General features: G+C 51.9%; 10 protein-coding genes and 1 tRNA gene. 8 read left to right on the top strand and 3 right to left on the bottom strand.

Annotated features, from left to right (window positions below):
* Positions 1-311: 311 nt before the first annotated feature.
* The 7 genes from fdnG (at position 312) to HAV38_RS08900 (ending at position 10,139) form a co-directional block, all read left to right on the top strand.
* Positions 312-3,383 carry a formate dehydrogenase-N subunit alpha gene (gene fdnG, locus HAV38_RS08930; protein WP_168054568.1) on the top strand — a complete coding sequence of 1,024 codons (3,072 nt, stop codon included), beginning with the start codon at positions 312-314 and terminating at the stop codon, positions 3,381-3,383.
* A 37-nt stretch (positions 3,384-3,420) separates the two neighbouring features.
* A complete protein-coding gene (gene fdxH, locus HAV38_RS08925; protein WP_168054566.1) occupies positions 3,421-4,389 on the top strand; it encodes a formate dehydrogenase subunit beta in 969 nt (322 codons plus the stop codon).
* 44 nt (positions 4,390-4,433) lie between these two features.
* Entirely contained in the window at positions 4,434-5,087 is a 654-nt protein-coding gene (locus HAV38_RS08920) for a formate dehydrogenase subunit gamma (protein ID WP_375791695.1), read from the top strand.
* Between the two features lie 131 nt (positions 5,088-5,218).
* Positions 5,219-6,259, top strand: coding sequence for a formate dehydrogenase accessory protein FdhE (gene fdhE / locus HAV38_RS08915; RefSeq protein WP_245182279.1), 1,041 nt, complete (start codon positions 5,219-5,221; stop codon positions 6,257-6,259).
* A complete protein-coding gene (gene selA / locus HAV38_RS08910) occupies positions 6,256-7,743 on the top strand; it encodes an L-seryl-tRNA(Sec) selenium transferase (protein WP_168054564.1) in 1,488 nt (495 codons plus the stop codon). Before fdhE ends, selA begins: the two co-directional genes overlap by 4 nt.
* Complete coding sequence (selB, locus tag HAV38_RS08905) at positions 7,740-9,932, top strand: selenocysteine-specific translation elongation factor (protein WP_168054562.1); 2,193 nt, start codon at positions 7,740-7,742, stop codon at positions 9,930-9,932. The genes selA and selB overlap by 4 nt, the downstream gene beginning before the upstream one ends.
* 111 nt (positions 9,933-10,043) lie before the next feature.
* Positions 10,044-10,139, top strand: a tRNA-Sec gene (locus tag HAV38_RS08900).
* A 22-nt stretch (positions 10,140-10,161) separates the two neighbouring features.
* On the opposite strand, the gene HAV38_RS08895 is transcribed toward HAV38_RS08900, so the two are convergent.
* Positions 10,162-13,491 carry an ATP-binding protein gene (locus HAV38_RS08895; RefSeq protein WP_168054560.1) on the bottom strand — a complete coding sequence of 1,110 codons (3,330 nt, stop codon included), beginning with the start codon at positions 13,489-13,491 and terminating at the stop codon, positions 10,162-10,164.
* Complete coding sequence (locus tag HAV38_RS08890) at positions 13,488-14,204, bottom strand: response regulator (RefSeq protein ID WP_168054557.1); 717 nt, start codon at positions 14,202-14,204, stop codon at positions 13,488-13,490. Before HAV38_RS08890 ends, HAV38_RS08895 begins: the two co-directional genes overlap by 4 nt.
* A gap of 257 nt (positions 14,205-14,461) precedes the next feature.
* On the opposite strand from HAV38_RS08890, the gene HAV38_RS08885 reads away from it, so the two are divergent.
* Positions 14,462-17,935, top strand: a complete 3,474-nt coding sequence (locus HAV38_RS08885; RefSeq protein WP_168054555.1) for an ATP-binding protein — start codon at positions 14,462-14,464, stop codon at positions 17,933-17,935.
* A 24-nt stretch (positions 17,936-17,959) separates the two neighbouring features.
* Here HAV38_RS08885 and HAV38_RS08880 read toward each other — a convergent pair whose 3' ends face one another.
* A complete protein-coding gene (locus HAV38_RS08880; RefSeq protein ID WP_168054552.1) occupies positions 17,960-18,508 on the bottom strand; it encodes a cytochrome b in 549 nt (182 codons plus the stop codon).
* Between the last annotated feature and the right edge of the window lie 37 nt (positions 18,509-18,545).

Genomic DNA, 18,545 nt, shown 5'->3' with positions numbered 1-18,545 from the left:
AAATCGCGCGGCTGGGTCTCAGTCATAGGGGGCCGTTTTTAATGCGCGCTTGCGTTGGCCTGTGGTGTCGTATTTACATCTAAAATCCACCCCATGTACGGCAATTTACGCATAACAATAGTAAAAAATTATGCGTAAATAAAATATTTCCTCCGAAAATGCGATAATAGCGTTCGAAGGTTAACACCTGTACAGCCTCTGCTTTTTTTGACGCTCGCCCGGATTTACGTTGCCGCGCAATAGTTACAAAAGCGTGATATATTTTTTATCATCTGACACATTTCTTTGTAGTACCCACATAGGCATTCACCATGGTCCAATTATCAAGGCGCCAGTTTCTCAAGGTTACTGGCTCTACGCTGGCGGGTTCCAGCCTCGCTTTACTTGGCTTTGCGCCAATAGCGGCGCTGGCGGAAGTCCGACAATATAAACTTACCCGCACGACGGAAACACGCAACACCTGTCCGTATTGTTCAGTGGGTTGCGGCATTCTGATGTACGGGCTAGGCGATGGTGCGAAAAATGCCTCTGCCAGTATTATTCATATCGAGGGCGATCCAGACCATCCCGTTAATCGCGGCACGTTATGTCCTAAGGGTGCCAGTCTGATTGACTTTATTCATAGCCCTAGTCGATTGCTGGCGCCGGAATATCGCGCCCCCGGTGACGACAAGTGGCAAAAAATATCGTGGAATGATGCGCTTGATAAGATCGCGGGTCTGATGAAGAAAGATCGCGACGAGAATTTCATTGAAAAAAATGCACAAGGTGCAACGGTTAATCGGTGGTTGACCACCGGCATGCTGGCGGCATCAGCGGGCAGTAACGAAGTCGGTTATCTGACGCACAAGACAATACGTAGTTTAGGAATGTTGACGTTCGATAATCAAGCGCGCGTTTGACACGGACCGACGGTGGCAGGTCTTGCCCCGACGTTTGGCCGTGGTGCGATGACGAATCATTGGGTTGACATCAAGAATGCCGATGTGATCCTGGTAATGGGCGGCAATGCCGCTGAAGCACACCCATGTGGATTTAAATGGGTAACAGAAGCAAAGGCGCATAACAAAGCGCGCCTGATCGTGGTCGACCCGCGCTTTACGCGTACAGCTTCGGTAGCGGACTTTCACGTCCCGACCCGGACCGGTACCGATATCGTGTTTTTGGGCGCGATCATCAATTACTTATTGGTCAACGATAAGATTCAGCACGAGTACGTCCGCAATTACACCGACATGCCATTTATTGTGCGTGACGATTTTGCGTTCAAGGACGGCCTGTTCTCAGGTTATAGCGAAAAGGCTGGCGGGTATCCGGATAAGAGCACGTGGGATTATGAGATGGGCAGTGATGGCTATGCCAAAATTGACCCTACCTTGCAGGACCCGCGTTGCGTGTATCAGTTGATGAAAACCCACTATTCACGCTATACGCCAGAAATGGTGGAGCGTATTTGTGGCGTGCCTTCGGATAAATTTCATAAGGTAGCTGAGGCGTTAGCGTCGACCGCCACGCCGGATCGTGCCGGCACGATTTTGTACGCATTGGGCTGGACCCATCATTCGACCGGGGCGCAGACTATCCGGACCGGGGCGATGATACAGTTGTTACTCGGAAATATGGGGATCGCTGGCGGTGGTATGAACGCTTTGCGGGGACACTCTAATATCCAGGGTTTAACTGATCTGGGATTGATGTCGAACCTGTTGCCGGGCTATATGACCTTGCCGAACGAGAAAGAACAGGATTTCGACGCCTATATCGCCACTCGCGCAACCAAGCCGCTGCGTCCTAACCAGCTGAGCTATTGGAAAAACTACCGCAGCTTTCATGTCAGTTTGATGAAGACGTGGTGGGGCGATGCTGCCACGGCAGAAAATAACTGGGCCTTCGACTATCTGCCTAAGCTTGATAAGCCCTACGACTTATTGCAAGCGATTGAGCTGATGCATCAGGGCAAAATGAACGGCTATATTGCGCAAGGCTTTAACATGCTGGCTTCTGCGCCAAACAAGCAAAAAGTCACCGAAGCGCTGTCGAAACTGAAATGGTTGGTGGTAATGGATCCGCTGGCTGTGGAAACGGCCGAGTTCTGGAAGCCGCATGGCGAATTTCATGAGGTGGATCCCGCCAAGATTCAAACCGAAGTATTCCGTCTCCCAACAACCTGTTTCGCTGAAGAGCGTGGATCGCTGGTTAGTTCGGCGCGTTGGTTGCAATGGCATTGGCAAGGTTCCGAACCGCCCGGCCAGGCCCGCAGCGATCTGGATATCATGTCCGGCATCTTCTTGCGTATGCGCACCATGTATAAGCGCGACGGTGGCAAGTTTCCCGACCCTATCGTTAATTTGACCTGGAACTATGCCAATTCCGAAAGCCCGACGCCGGAAGAGCTGGCCAAGGAATTTAACGGCAAGGCATTAGTCGATCTTTACGATCCCAAAGATGCGACCAAGCTTTTGGCAAAAAAAGGCGAGCAATTGTCTTCATTTTCCATGTTGCGTGACGACGGATCGACGACGAGCGGTTGCTGGATATTTTGCGGTGCGTGGACGCAGGCCGGTAACCAAATGGGGCGGCGTGATAACACCGACCCAACTGGTATTGGTCAGACGCTGAACTGGGCGTGGGCCTGGCCCTTAAATCGCAGGGTGTTATACAACCGTGCCTCGTGCGATGTCAAAGGTAAACCGTTCGACCCCAAACGTAAGCTCATAGCCTGGAACGGAACGACCTGGAACGGCCCGGACATTCCCGACTTTAAAGCGGACGAACCGCCGGAAAACGGAATGGGTCCGTTCATCATGTTAGGCGAGGGCGTCGCGCGCTTCTTTGCCCGCGGTGCGATGGCGGAAGGTCCGTTCCCGGAACATTATGAACCATTTGAAAATCCGCTCGGTTATAACCCGATGCACCCTAAAAATCCGCTTGCCACCAGTAATCCAGCGGCACGGGTATTTCCGCAGGACCGCGCGCAATTTGGTAAGCATGAGGATTTTCCGCATATAGCAACCAGCTATCGATTAACCGAGCATTTCCACTACTGGACCAAGCATGCCAAGTTGAACGCCATTGTTCAGCCTGAGCAATTCGTTGAAATAGGCGAGGAGCTAGCCAAAGAAGTCGGTGTTGTAGCGGGTGAGCGCGTGCGTGTCAGTTCCAAGCGCGGTCATATCATTGCCAAAGCGGTCGTGACCAAACGGATTAAGTCATTGATGATTGAAGGTAAAAAAATGCATACAGTCGGACTCCCGATTCACTGGGGTTTCACGGGTCTTGCAAAGCCCGGCTATCTGATAAATACCCTTACGCCTTCGGTAGGCGACGCGAACTCTCAGACACCGGAATTTAAATCGTTCCTGGTGAAGGTGGAAAAAGCATGATCAACCACCTAATGTGTTCTGAAAGAGGGGAATAACGATGTCAATGCAATCACTTGATATCCGGCGACTGTCGGCAACGACGGTCCAGCCGCCTTCGGTGAGGGAACCGTCTACCGGAACCGTCGCCAAACTGATTGATGTCTCCAAATGCATCGGTTGCAAAGCCTGTCAAACCGCCTGCATGGAGTGGAACGATATACGGGATGAGATTGGCGATACCGCCGGTACTTACGACAATCCGCGTGACCTGACCGATAAGTCGTGGACGGTGATGCGGTTCTCGGAGTACGAGAATCAGGAAAAGAACCTTGAGTGGCTGATTCGTAAAGACGGCTGCATGCATTGCGAGGATCCGGGTTGCCTTAAAGCCTGCCCGGCACCCGGCGCCATCGTGCAATACACCAACGGTATTGTTGATTTCCATCAGGAAAACTGCATCGGTTGTGGTTATTGTATCGCCGGTTGTCCTTTTGACGTTCCGAGGATATCCAAACAGGATAACCGTGCCTACAAATGCACATTATGTTCAGACCGTGTTGCCGTCGGACAAGAACCGGCATGCGTAAAAACCTGTCCGACCGGGGCGATTGTGTTTGGCACCAAAGAGGACATGAAGCAGCATGCAGAAGAGCGTATTGTTGATCTCAAGTCGCGTGGGTTCGATAAGGCGGGATTGTACGATCCACCAGGGGTGGGCGGCACGCATGTGATGTATGTGTTGCATCATGCCGATCAGCCGTCTCTGTATCATGGCCTGCCCAATAACCCCCGCATTAGTCCGATGGTGTCGGTATGGAAAGGGATCGCCAAGCCATTGGCGGTGGCCGGGATGGCGTTAGCGGCCTTGTCTGGGTTCTTCCATTACACGCGGGTCGGACCGTCCGAAGTGAGTGCAGAAGAGGAGCGCGAGGCGCAGGAAGCTGCGCTTAGAATTAAGGAAGAGCAGCGCGAGGCGCAGGAAGCTGCGCTTAAAATTAAGGAAGAGCAGCGCGGGGAGGTGACATGAATCCCAAAATGAAACCGGAAACAACACCCGGGCAGCCGGGGTATATTGCGCATGCCGAGCACACAGCGCTGGAGTTGCCGACGCCACTGATCCTGCGTTACACGCCTAACGAACGGAGTAACCACTGGGTCACCGCGATAACGTTTGTTCTACTGGCGTTATCGGGGCTGGCGCTATTCCATCCTTCAATGTCCTGGCTGGCGGCGCTGTTTGGTGGCGGGCAATGGACGCGGATTCTCCATCCTTTTGCCGGGGTGGTGATGTTTGTATCGTTCGCTTTTTTGGTATTGCGCTTCTGGCATCACAACCTGCTGGAACCGGGCGATGTTCAATGGTTAAAACAGATTGACGACGTTCTCGCCAATCGCGAAGAAAAATTGCCGCCGGTTGGTCGCTACAACGCCGGTCAGAAACTATTATTCTTCACATTGATTATTTGCATGCTCGGGCTATTGCTGTCAGGTTTTGTCATTTGGCGGGCGTATTTTGCGTTTTATTTTCCTATCCCGCTGATACGGGCGGCAGCCTTGTTACATGCTATTTGCGCATTTGTACTGATCATGGGTATTATTATTCATATCTATGCAGGTCTCTGGATTAAAGGATCAATGGGCGCAATGGTACGTGGCAGCGTGACCTATGGCTGGGCCAGAAAACATCATCCACGCTGGTTTAATGATGTTGTTAAAAAGAAATAATGCAGCCTTGCTCATGTGTTGCGGATGCAATACAACGCTAATGCAATGACAAAACAGTGTGTAAATTCGCCTCGGTGCCGTGTAAACGGCCCGAGGTTGTTGTCCGAACAAGTCATGTAAAGGAAGTTTTAGTGCAGCGAATTTTGGAACGCGGAGAAATTGAGTCGCTTGATCACACTACCATTCCCCGTCTGCGGTTACCACCAGCGGATGGCGTATTTGGAGCACGCGCAGCGCGGCTGCGCAAGTTAGCAGCCGGTGAAGTTTTAGGGACGCCGGTTAGTCCTGAATTGAGCGGTTATCTGGACCTGATGGCTGAATTGGTGGACGCGCAGGATGCGGTGTTTGAATCCCTGACAGACGCCGACGCAGAATTACCTGATCAGAATGCGCTGGATAGGGCGCGCCAGTACGCAATGCCACCACTGCCTGTAACGCGCGAACGGCCTGCAATATGGCCCACTATTTTTGACCGACTGCTCACGTTTCTGGTGCCGACTGCGGCGGAGCGTCCGCAATTGGTTCCGGTACTTGCCGCGCTACATGCGCTCGATAAAAATGCGCTGAATGCACTAGCGGATGACGTGCTGGCCCAGCGGACAGAAACCCTCGATGCCGCCCAGGCACCTTTTGTTGCCGCCGCGCTGCAGGTACTTTGGACGCATCGTGCCAGCAAATTGTTGCTTAAAGATGTGCCTGTTCTGGAGGCAGCTACCTTGTGCCCGGTTTGCGGTTCACATCCGGTCGCAAGCGTTGTGCGCATTGGTGGTCAGTCGCAGGGCTATCGTTATCTGCATTGTGAATTGTGCGCGAGTGAGTGGCACATGGTGCGGGTTAAGTGTTCATATTGCGAGAAAAATGCCAACATCGCCTATCAGGGTGTGGACAATCGTAGCGATGAAGAGATTGCTGCGTCAGACAGTGACGCTAATAGCGCCGCCAAGCCGCTATCGAACAAACTTAACAAAGCGAATGATCCACAAAAAGTGATCCGCGCCGAGACTTGTGATGACTGCCATAATTATCGAAAAATTGTGAATCAGGAGCACGACTACGAGGTGGAACCGCTAGCGGATGACTTGGCAAGCCTGACGCTTGACGTACTGGTTACCGAGGCCGGATATACCCGCGCCAGTATGAATCCGTTACTCTGGTTTAGCGCCGCCGAATGACCGAACCGCAATCAGCGGTGGAACGCGATGCCGTTTTTTCGATACGTTTGCCTTCAGTCGAGCGGGTTCTCTCCGATCCATCGAGCGCACCGTTAATCGCAGAATATGGACGAACGCAAACATTGGCGGCACTACGAACATTGCTCGGTGAATTGCGTGCAGAAATGTTGGCCGGGAAGGTCGAGGCGCCTAATTCCGCCGATGGCGCTGTTATCGGCTCAGCTATGGTTAATGGCGACGGTTTGCCCGGGATCGCTGGTCTCAATGCGGTTCTGACTCAGCGTCTGGCAACCGCTGCGGTTTCATCTTTAAAACAGGTGTTCAACCTTACTGGCACCGTGTTGCACACCAATCTTGGCAGAGCCTTGTTGCCGGACGTCGCGATAAAGGCAGTGGTTGCCGCGTTGACCTCTCCGATGAATCTTGAGTTCGATTTGTCGACCGGCAAACGCGGTGATCGCGACGATCTGGTGGAAGACCTGTTATGTGAACTGACAGGCGCTGAAGCGGCGACCGTTGTCAATAACAATGCTGCCGCCGTGCTATTGATGATTAGCGCGCTGGCACCGCGCCGCGAGGTGATCGTGTCTCGTGGCGAGTTGGTTGAAATCGGCGGTGGGTTTCGCATCCCGGATGTGATGTTGCGGGCAGGAGCGAAATTGCGCGAAGTCGGTACTACCAACCGCACCCATTTGTCCGACTATGCAGAGGCCATCGGCCCGCGTAGCGCATTGCTGATGAAAATTCACTGCAGTAATTATGTAGTGCAGGGATTCACGAAAAGCGTTGAGATTGACCAACTGGCACAACTCAGCCGCACCCATGGTGTACCAACCGTCGTCGATTTAGGCAGCGGGACGTTGGTTGACCTTACGCAATACGGATTGCCGCACGAGACCACGGTGCGCGAGACCATTGAAGCAGGCGCCGACCTGGTGACCTTCAGCGGTGACAAATTATTAGGCGGACCGCAGGCTGGTCTGATCGTCGGTCGGGCCGATCTGATCAAGAAAATAAAGCGCCATCCGTTAAAACGCGCGCTCCGTGTGGGTAAGCTTACGCTGGCTGCCCTTGAACCGGTTTTAGCGTTATATCGTAGTCCGGAATTTCTGCCGGAACGTTTGACCACATTGCGTTTGCTCACCCGGCATCAGTCGGCAATGCGTTTGCAGGCAGAGCGGATCTTGCCAGTATTGCAACAAGTGCTCGGGTCGGCATATGTCATTTCCGCGGAGCCAATGTTTAGTCAAATCGGCAGTGGCGCCTTGCCGGTAGACTTGTTGCCTAGTTATGGGCTGACGTTACGCACGAGTGGTAAATCCCGGCATGGCCGCGGCCTCGGTCGAATAGAAAAGATGCTGCGTGAGTTGCCGCGTCCGGTAGTCGGACGCATCGCTAACGACGCACTGTGGCTGGATCTGCGCTGCCTGGAAAATGCTGATGAAGCCCAATTCATTGCACAGCTAAATAAATTATCTTCATGATTGTCGGCACTGCAGGACACATTGATCACGGCAAAACTACTTTAACGCGCGCTTTGACGGGCGTGGATACTGATCGCCTCAAGGAAGAAAAAGAGCGCGGTATTTCTATCGAACTTGGCTACGCTTATTTGCCTTTACCCAATGGGGAAATACTAGGTTTGATCGACGTCCCGGGCCACGAAAAATTGATCCATACGATGGCCGCCGGCGCCAGTGGAATCGATTTTGCATTACTGGTAATTGCTGCCGATGACGGTATCATGCCGCAAACCCGGGAGCATCTTGCAATACTGGAGTTACTAGGCATTACCCGTGCTGCCGTCGCACTGACCAAAATTGATCGGGTGGATAGTGATCGCATCGTTGTGGTCGAAAACGATATTAATGCGTTACTGGCGCCCACCGTATTCGTCGGCGTACCGATATTTCGCACGCGGGCACATATCCCCGGCGATGTAGGCGTTGCCGCACTGCTTGCGTATCTTACGCATTTTGCTGGCTGTACCAATAATGGCAAAAGCGATGACAATGGTAACAATGGTAACAATGGTAACAATGGTAACAATGGTAACAATGGTAACAATGGTAACAATGGTAACAATGGTAACGACTGTAACAGTGATAACCACGGTGACTCGGCAATTACTTCTGCGACGGTTGCCGATGCCACGCTAACCAAGCGTATTCAACCAGAGACGCACCTGTTTCGCCTTGCGATAGATCGTGTCTTCACGTTGGCTGGACATGGCACTATAGTGGCTGGAACGGCATTGGCGGGACGCGTGTGTGTAGACGACACGCTTATGCTGGTCCCGGGCGGTGAACGGGTGCGCGTGCGCAGTATTCATGCGCAAAATCGTCCTGCCACCAGTGGTCATGCGGGTCAACGATTGGCGTTGAATCTCGTCGGTATTGCGCGCGAACAGATTAATCGGGGCGACTGGATTTTATCTCCGGCACTCGCAGAATGCTCAGAGCGGATTGATGTGGACTTGCGCTTGCTGGGCGACGCTGGCCTGATTCTCAAATCATGGTCGCCGGTGCATGTACATCTGGGTGCGACGCATCGCACTGCGCATGTCGTGTTACTCGAAGGCGAGCTGTTGAAACCCGGACAGCGGACTAGGGTACAACTTGTATTTAACGAGCCGGTGCATGCGGTGCCAGGCGATCGCTTTGTGATCCGGAACGCGCAAGCGTCGCGCACTATCGGCGGCGGGCAGGTGCTCAATCCATTCGGCCCTGCCTATAAACGGCGAAGCGCTGCCAGCGATGTGTGGCGCGACGCCCTTGCGGCTTTTATCCTATCCGGTGACAGCGCTGCGCTTCTGGACTGCAGTCCCCTTGGCCTGTCCCGGTCTACGCTGGTCCGGTTGTCGCAGGTGTCGCAAGAACGGCTGGGATTACCAAACGAGACGCATATTATTCCTCTTCGGGATGGCGATGCATTGCTGATGTCGGACGTCGCATGGGGTTCCCTCGCTGGCCGTACTATCGATGCTCTACGGGATTTTCATGCAAGTGCGCCGGATGATATCGGCCCGCAAACCGGACGTCTCAGACGTATCGTCGAGCCAGCGCTTGATGAGCCCCTGTGGCGCGCGCTACTGACTTTCTTATGTGATTCGGCATTGATCATCCGCCAGGGCCCCTGGGTGCATCTATCCGAGCATACCGTGGAACTGGGCGCCGATGAACAGGCCCTCGCTGCACGTATGCTAGGCGCAATCCACGCAGCCGGATTCAATCCGCCCTGGGTACGCGATTTGGCACGCCTGTGTGACGTGAGTGAAACCGTCGTGCGAGATTTGCTCTGCAAATGCGCCAAACGCGGGCAAGCCAGTCAAGTCGTGCCGGATTTGTTCTATCATCCGTCCCGTATTGAGGAGCTGTCGCGCATGATTGCTAAACTTGCGGAAGGTACAGATGACGTCGTTGCACGCCAGGAAAATTCAAAAAACGATACCGGTGAACTGGGCACAGGGAACGAAGACGGGGCTAACGGTCGCATAGTTTCTTTGGCTACTACCCGACATCCGGTGAGCGCGGCTGCATTTCGAGATGCAAGCAGTCTCGGTCGTAAACGTGCAATCCAGTTATTGGAGTTTTTTGATAGAGTAGGTTATACCCGACGCTTTAAAGATGCACATATTTTGCGTTCTGCGGGCCTGTGGGCAAGCGACAGTTAACAGGGCGTCAGATTAGCCACACGATACGACGGAATAGAGGTGGCTGACTTGATTTTGGTCGCGCAGTTTTCCATTAAGCAGTACTATCCCATGTCGCAAGCCGATTCCCTTGGAAGGCACACGCATCCGGTGGTGCGGCCGGGCTTCAAACCCGGTAGGGGGCGTCAGCCGTCCTCTCGTAAGTTCGACTCTTGCTGCCTTCCGCCATTCAATTCAACGTTCGCCGTGATCAGGTTATAGGTTTGGTCACCCCAGGATCGGCCAGTAAAGCTACCCGCAAATGGCGAACCACGAAAAGCAACCCTTTAACGAACAGGCGTAAATCTTCTCGGTTCGGATTGCATCCGTTGCTAAAAATGGCATGGCATAATCGCTCGACGTGTTGCGCGAGAGCATCTTCTTGTATGACTAATAGCGCGCCTTTGAGGCGATGCAGCCGTGCGCTCAGAATTGCCACATCTTCGACCTGGTACGCTTGCAATAGTGAGCGTAAATCGTCGCGGTAAGTATCTAAAAAAATAATAGCAATGTCGGCATCTACAACGGGCCAGCGCCTCGCACCGGTTGTATCGAAGGTGGATTCGGCTGCTGCATCAGGTGATAGATAAAGAGCCGGCATAAGTTTTTGGTCGTGCGTTGTTGCGGCCAACACATAGGGGGCCAACGCCGCCTTGAGTTTGTTTAAGGAAACCGGCTTGATTAGAAAAGCATCAATCTCAGGTAGAATCGCCGTGGTCTGGCTATTCGACACGCTAGCCGAGATGACGATAATAGGGGTCGATAACCCGATCTGGCGTAGCGATAACACCAATTCTTGGCCACTCATTTGGGGCAGGCTCATATCGGTCAATATCAGATCATAGGCGAAGTCGCCTTGGCGCGAAGTGGCACGTTCCAGCGCCTCCATCCCGTTATTGACGAAATCGACATGGATGCATCCTAGTGCCAATAATTGTTTTTCCATTAGTTTACTGCTGACCAGATCGTCTTCGACGACCAGCACCCGTAAGCGGTTGGCGGCAGCCAGCCAGTCGGTAAGAGAATGCAATTGCTGGAACGGCGCTGAGACTGGGGATACGTTACTAATCAGATCGGTTAGTGGGCGGGCTTTGGTTGGTGACGTATCTCGAATTGCGCGTTTGATCGCAGGCGTAATCCGATCCGTCTCTGTATGACAAAGCAAAAGCGTGACCATCACGATGGTGCCAGATCCATAGGTGCTTTCGATATTAATTCTGCCGTGCATGGCATCAATAAGTTGTTTGCATAGGGACAATCCCAGCCCAGTGCCGCCGAACTCACCCGCGATGCTGGCGTTAGCTTGGCTAAACGGGGTGAATAAGCGTTTTTGATCGTGCTGGGAAATACCGATTCCAGAATCGCGTATGCCGATCTGGAGTACATATCCGCCATTTTTTGGGCTTCCTGAAATATCCAGAACGATGCTGCCCTGATGGGTGAATTTAACCGCATTTGATAGTAAGTTATTTAATATCTGCTTGATTCGACCAGCGTCGCCAAGCAAATAGGTGGGAACGTTTGGCGCCGTGCGGCAAATAAAGGCAACAGACTTGGCGTCAAGCGCCGGGGTCCATAAATGCGTGCAGCAAGTCACGACTTCATGCAAATTGAACGGTGCGTTATTCAGCGCTAACTGTCCGGCCTCTATTCTCGATATGTCGAGTATGTCATTGATGATTCTCAAAAGTGAGTCAAACGACCCGCGGATGGTCTGTACCAGTTCATGTTCGGCGTCCGGTAAAGTAGCCATCTCCAACAGCTCAAGATGGCCTGCAGCCCCGTGCAAAGGCGTGCGTATCTCATGACTGATTAACGCAAGAAACATCGATTTTGCTTTGTTCGCCTCATCTGCGTCTGTTTTTGCCTGTACAAGCGTGCGTTCAGCGCGTTTTTGAACTGTGATATCGCTTAGGCAGCATAACAATACATCATTGTGCAAATATCGCGTACGGGTAAACGCGGCCAGCGCATAGGTGTAATCGCCGTCTTCACCGCACAACTCCAGCACAGCGTGGGCGAGCGTCTGATCGGCCTCGATGGCTGCTCCCAGATTTTTATAACATGCCATAAGTCTTTGGTGAAACGATGCCAGATCAGGCGAGTTGTAATCCTGATTGCCGACTGCACGGGCTTGCTCATTGTCAAGCATAAGTGCGCCGGTCGGATAGCTCAATACAAAAAATCCGAGTGGTGCAACGCCCATCATCGCCCGCGAAAACGCTTCGCTATCGTGGACACGTAGCGCCTCCCGCATGACCGGAATAAATATCAGGCGATTGAATAATATGACAATCGTCCACAGGATTGTACAGAGCGTCAATGCGACCGCCATCGCAAAAAGGATTTCGCTGTGCAAAGCCTCCCATAACATGGCCCAGTCAAATGTATACACCATCGTCCATCCGGTTGCGCCGATTGGATGGCTTAATGCAATCAACGTGGCGTCGCCGGAAAATAAGCTATTAAGGGAACTGGTATAGGTTTTTGAGGTTTCCTCCCGATCTTGGTGGTGTAGCACCGCAGCAGTCGAAATATGATTAATCAGCTTGCCTGACAGTACCCGACCAGCGGCGGTAATTACGGCAAAACCGTGTGAAAGCGGCTGTGATAGAAAATGTTGGCTGAACTGCTCTGCAGGGACGCTGATAACCAGAACCGAGAAAGGCTGTTTGCCGTGAAAAACCACGGCGGCGCGACTTAACATTAAGGTGTCGGTCAGGGCGTCCACATAGGGTGCCAGCCACACCGTTTTGCCAGCGCGTAATTGTTCCAGCGGTATAGATTGTAACGCGTGTTCGATTGGCGCAACTGCCTTAGCGATGGCAGCGCGCGTTGCCGCCCGATTTTTTTTCTGGAGCAAATGGGGCTTTTCAGCCTGCGGCATATGCATACCCAGAAATGTCAGATTTTTATCATAGAGCATGATGGTAGTTCCTTGTTCCGCGGGCGAGGTATTCATCACGGCGCTGGGGACGACATCATAAAATTGCGTCAACAAGGCTTCTAATGCTGATGGGCGACTCGTGGCGTCCAGGATCGTGGTCACATAAGACTCAGTAGAAATAGTATCGGGGTCATTGATGGCGTTTATTGCAGCGTTGACCGACGCATTGACGGTTGCGTTCTCAATCGACTTTTCAAGGTTTTTATGTCCGACTGTATCGTGCCTGTGGGTGCGGGGATGTCGCGCAGCCAGCGTTGTGGTCGATTGCGGTGCCATATCTGTTCCGCGGTGCACGCGCAGGAATTGCTGGCGGACGATGGTCTGGCGCATCTTGGAATTGGCAGAAAGTACTTTGATTTCTACCTGGCGTTGTTCTGCGTCAAATAACAGGCGTTGCGCATGAATGAAATTTTCGGCATACAAGGCCATGGCGATCACAGCGGCCAGAAGTACAGCTACCGTCACTAACGTGGCACCGCCATAGATAATCCATCGATGGTATCGGCCTAAAAGCTGGACCGGGCTGTTGCCGTTAGAGCGATGCAGTGGTGTGTACAGCGTGGAGAAAGGTTTGTTCGCGCCCGGTCTGATCATTGTGCAGTGATAGCAGCCATCAATTGCTCGTTACTCAGCGTATGAAAAAATTCAAGATTGCTTCTGGTGCCGAGTTTTTTCATCAGCAATTGTTTATGTGCACTCACGGTCTTGACGCTGCGATTGGTTAATTCGGCGATTTCCGTCAACGTCAGGCCGCGCTGCAGCAAACGAATAGTTTCGATTTCTTTAGGCGTAAACGAGACGCGTCCCTCGGAAGGCGAGCGCTCATTTCTGCCCAGCGAGAGAAGATTTTTTAACATGTCCTGGGTGGTAGCGGTGTCAGTAAATTTATTGCCCGACCTGACCTCTTGCACAGCATTAATCACGTTGCGCATATCGCTATTTTTACGCACAAATCCGTAGACGCCACATTCAAGCGTATTGCGGGCGGTGCCCAGATCGTCGCGCGCTGAAAGAATAATTATTTTGATATGGGGATAGAGAGTCCGGATTCTTTTGATCATCGGCAAACCGTCTGGCAGATCATCACCATAGAAGGAGTAGTCGCAAATCAGAATTTCGCATGGATATAAATCAAGCACCCGGAATATCTCGGTGACCGTTTGCGCGGTCGCGACGATTCTCAGACTCTTAGTAGTTGCTAATATTTTTTCAATTCCATGCAAAAGAATAGGGTGATCGTCCGCAACAATAATGTCGCACATTTGACTTAAAAGCGGGTTTTCTAATTGCTGTTCGGTTTCTGCCATGTTGCTCTCCTTACTTTTTTTGTACAAAAATGGCGGACGCGTACATGGCCCTTTTGATGGGCCAAGTTCCTTTTTGAGCAAATAGAATTATCTCAGTTAAAAATCGTAAATGAACTAAGACAAATCTATTTTCACTACAGACTTATCTGTAAATGGTTAAGAGAATTCTTAGTTTAGAGATTTTCCTGCGGGTAATGTTATGCTCCCAACAATGGGGGTGAGAGTACGCCTTGTGTAAAAGTGAGGTAAGGATGTCTATGAGCCATTCGGATGTAGCAGAAGGTATAACGACGATTTCGCGCCGCTTTCTGCATGCGCGAACTTACTTAATTGTTGCTTTACTAACTTTATTGCTTGCACTATATATTGGTTTTCTTCTGCTATTTATGTTATGGGATCGCAGTGAATGGGCGCATGAGAATTATGCCGATTTGCTGCGGCAGATAACCCGACAGGAATATTTTATTGGGCGATTTGCGGAGTTAGCGCCTGATTATATTTGTGCGATGGCATCGCGTTGTAAAGAAACGCAGGACAAACATGTTTTGCTGCCGTCTGCAGGGGAGGCCGCCCAGCTCAATGAAGAATTCTGGGTCCTTCGTAACGGCCCTGCGGTGGGGGACCTGGCGGTTGCCGCTGGCGCGCAGGAAAAGCTGCAACAAGAATGGTTGGGGCTTGGGCGTCGCCTGGCTGACTTTCAAAAAGGGTTCTGGGGCTATCGAGCCAGAAGCGATCAGTCGATTCTGTCGAATGCTGATGGCTCGCTGATCGTGTTTACCCAGCAATCACCCGATTTGGCAGTCCCTCAACCGGACGCACACAGAAATGCTGCGTTCTCGGCGCAGAAGCGTCATGAATTCGAACGGATTTTGCGTGACTATCCCGATGCTCAAAATGCCGATGGCGTGTATTGGACCAAGGCGATGACTGATCCCTTTACCGGGCGTACTGTGTTCACTTGCTTCATTCCGTTTCGTAATCGTGCTGGTGTTGTCATTGGTTACGTTGCGACCGATATGTCGCCGGACACCGTATTAGCCAGAACACGGATTACCGGCAATGCCTTCTACCAAAGGGCCGGGCTAGTGCTGATTTATGCTTATACCGGCCGATTAATGTTAATCGACGGTCGTGTGCCGACCGCCGAGGAGGTAACTTTTTACCGCAATCTGGACTCTGAACAGGAATACAAATATCACCGAAGTTCTCTACAGTTTCGGCCCCGAGACGCGATGCTGCAAGTCAGCTATGCGGTCCCGAACATTGAGTGGCGTGTGGTGTACGCGGTCAGGTTGTGGACGTTATTGCAGGATAAGACTGTGCCGATCGGTGCGGGCATATTGATTTACCTTCTAGCCGTGCTAAGTGTTTTATTAGGCACGCGCCAAATCAATCTTGCTGTGATCGGGCCGGCAGCGCGGCAGCAAAAGCGCTTAGCGGATAGCGAAAATTTCAATCGCACCGTGGTTGAGACGTCGCCGGTCGGGCTTGCCGTTTTGCGCGCCAGTGACTGCGGCGTGATCATACAGAATGCACAATTTATCCCTCTGGAACGCTGGCGACTGATCGATACCCCGGAGCAGGTCCTTTCTGCGAAAGCATGGTCTTTGCTGTTACTGCATACGCAGCAAAGTCCTCAGGACGTGCTGCATGTGGAAGATATTGAGAGCGGCCATTTTTACCAAATCGGGATTGCCTCTGCGATGCATGACGGCGAGTCCGTATTGATTTGCGTGCTCAGCGATATGACCGACCACAAACGCACAGAGCAGGCGCTGGCGGAGGCCAAACGCTTTGCCGAATCGACAAGTGCTTCCAAAAGTCTGTTCCTGGCCACCATCAGCCACGAGATCCGAACGCCTTTATACGGTATGCTGGCGTCAATTGAACTCATGGCGAAAACCCGACTGGATGCAGGCCAGCGCCAGTTATCTCACACTATGGACGGTTCCGCGCGTACGCTGAAGGATATACTGAATGATGCGCTCGACTTTACGAAGGGTGAGACCGAAGCTGTTGAGATCGACAGCCATCCGTTCGATTTAACCAAAGAAGTAGAATCGGTAGTGCAGGGATTTTGGTCACGTGCACTATTAAAAAATCTAGAGTTAGTGTGCCTGATGGACCCGGCCCTGAACGGCATATGGTACGGTGATGCGCTTAAATTAATCCAGGTTTTAAATAACCTTATCAATAATGCGGTCAAATTTACTCCTTCAGGAAAAGTGGTAGTGACAGGCATACTGCTATCATCCGACATCGCCGCAGGGGGTGAAAGAGACTCCGCCAGCGCAACAGATAAATCAGACCATGGCGCACTACGGATCGCTCTTTCGATCCGTGACACCGGTCCGGGAATACTTGAAGAAGACATGGAGCGGATTTTTCAACCATTTGGACAAGCTAGCGGTGTCGCGACCCGTCAGCAATTCCCTGGTACCGGTCTCGGCCTTTTTATCTGCAAAAAATATGTCGCCGCCATGGGCGGGGTGATTAGCGTTGACTCGATACCTGGAACAGGGACCACTTTCGTGGTAAGCATCCCTCTTATCTCATCAAAAATAGTGGCAGTTATGGACGATACGCTGCGTGGTTTGAAGTTTGTGATCAACATTGATAAGGGCGATGCGGAGTTTGCAGCCCACCTGAGCGTGTTGTTAGCCTCTAAGGGCGGCAGGGTGATCGCGACTGGCGACGATGTATCTGACAGAGCGGGGCATTACGCAAGAATAGACATTAACCTGACGGAGTCTTCGATCCCGTTTGCGACGGAGAGGCAACCGTTTACCGCCGGTGACGGCAGCGTATTTCTCGACCTGTCCTCGTCCTATAGCGCCTTTCTTAAGCACGACATAGGCTACGCCAATCCTTTGTCAGGGCCGGGTATTGTCGATGCGATCCTGATGGTCGCCGGTCGCAAAATTTATATTGCAGAACCGGCTCAGGATGCACTACAAGGAAATCGCCGCGCAATCAACGCGCATGTTCTGATCGTGGATGATCAGGCTATTAACCGACTGCTGCTCGAAAAACAATTGGGCTATCTGGGATGCGAAATTACAGCCGCTGGCAGCGCTGCTCAAGCCCTGCAACTGATCAAGGATGGACTGCAATTTGATTTGATTTTGAGCGACCTGCACATGCCCTTGATGAATGGCTATGAATTATCATTGGCGTTGCGTGCTCGTGCCGTGACCTGCCCCATCGTGGCGGTGACGGCGAGCGCATTAACGGGTGAGCGGGAGCGCGGTTTGGCGGCTGGTATGAATGGTTATATGATTAAACCGTTCACGATGGAGGACTTGGAAAAGCTGCTCGACCGGCACATTGGATCACGCATAGAAGCGCCAGGTATCTTGCGCGATACCATTTCTGGCAATCAGTTTCAGGATGATGCGCCTGATCGAGAAAAAGCGATTGCAGAAGCCTCTGCAATCGCATCGCAAATGTGGCAGCCAGGAATGTTACGTGCCGCTGTGGCAGGCATTTCAGAAGACATTGCTCTTCTGGTGGCTGCTATTACCCGGGCAGACCTCACCTATCTGGGTGAGGTCGCGCATCGCATTCACGGCGGTATGGCGGCACTGGATATGCGCCCCGCAACAGCTCTCTGCCGCGCCATAGAAGAAAGCGCAGAGTATGAATGGCCCGAAGAAGCATTCCGTTTAGCGCCTATATTGCAGACCATGCTGGTGCAGATTCGATTGGATATTGATCCGGACGACGACTAATGCCTGATGAGATTGCGTATTCGCTCAGAGCATGCGTCCAAGAATATTCCGCTTATCTATAATCTGATGCTTCACTACCGCTGCAACATGCAAGCCGAGCGTCAGGGCCACAGCGGCACAGGCTATACGATGTACTTCAAAAAAGAATGCATTGACTTCAGGGTTATCCAGCGGATGTGGAATATCGATTAACCAGAAAAATGTGAATCCGTGGGTCAGCATCAAGACGCCACTGATCAACATGATAAAAATTACGAGGTAGAACATTTCATGTGCAAAATGTGCCAGGTTTTTTTTAGGGCGTGAGAGATCTGCCGGGTAAGGGACCGACGGTCGAAAGAATTTCCATAAATAGCGCGCGATGGTAACTGGAATTACCAAGGTGCCAAGCGACATATTCAGGACTGAGAAAAAATGGAAGTAAGGCGTGTCTATCAAAAATTGGAGTGAGTAACCGGCGATCATCGTATAGCTGATAATGCCCGCGGCGAACCAATGCAGGCCTCGCGTAAGGAGGTCGTAGCGGGTCGGCTGCTTTAGCAGGGTGGCGATATCGGGAGTTATAGTAGTCATAAAAACCTTATAAATTAATGTATTTGTGATTGGTGTG

This window comes from Glaciimonas immobilis (assembly GCF_011947285.1).
Classification (GTDB): Bacteria; Pseudomonadota; Gammaproteobacteria; order Burkholderiales; family Burkholderiaceae_D; genus Glaciimonas; species Glaciimonas immobilis.
The sequence above is the reverse complement of the archived record's forward strand: the minus strand, read 5'-3'. Positions and strand labels throughout refer to the sequence as shown.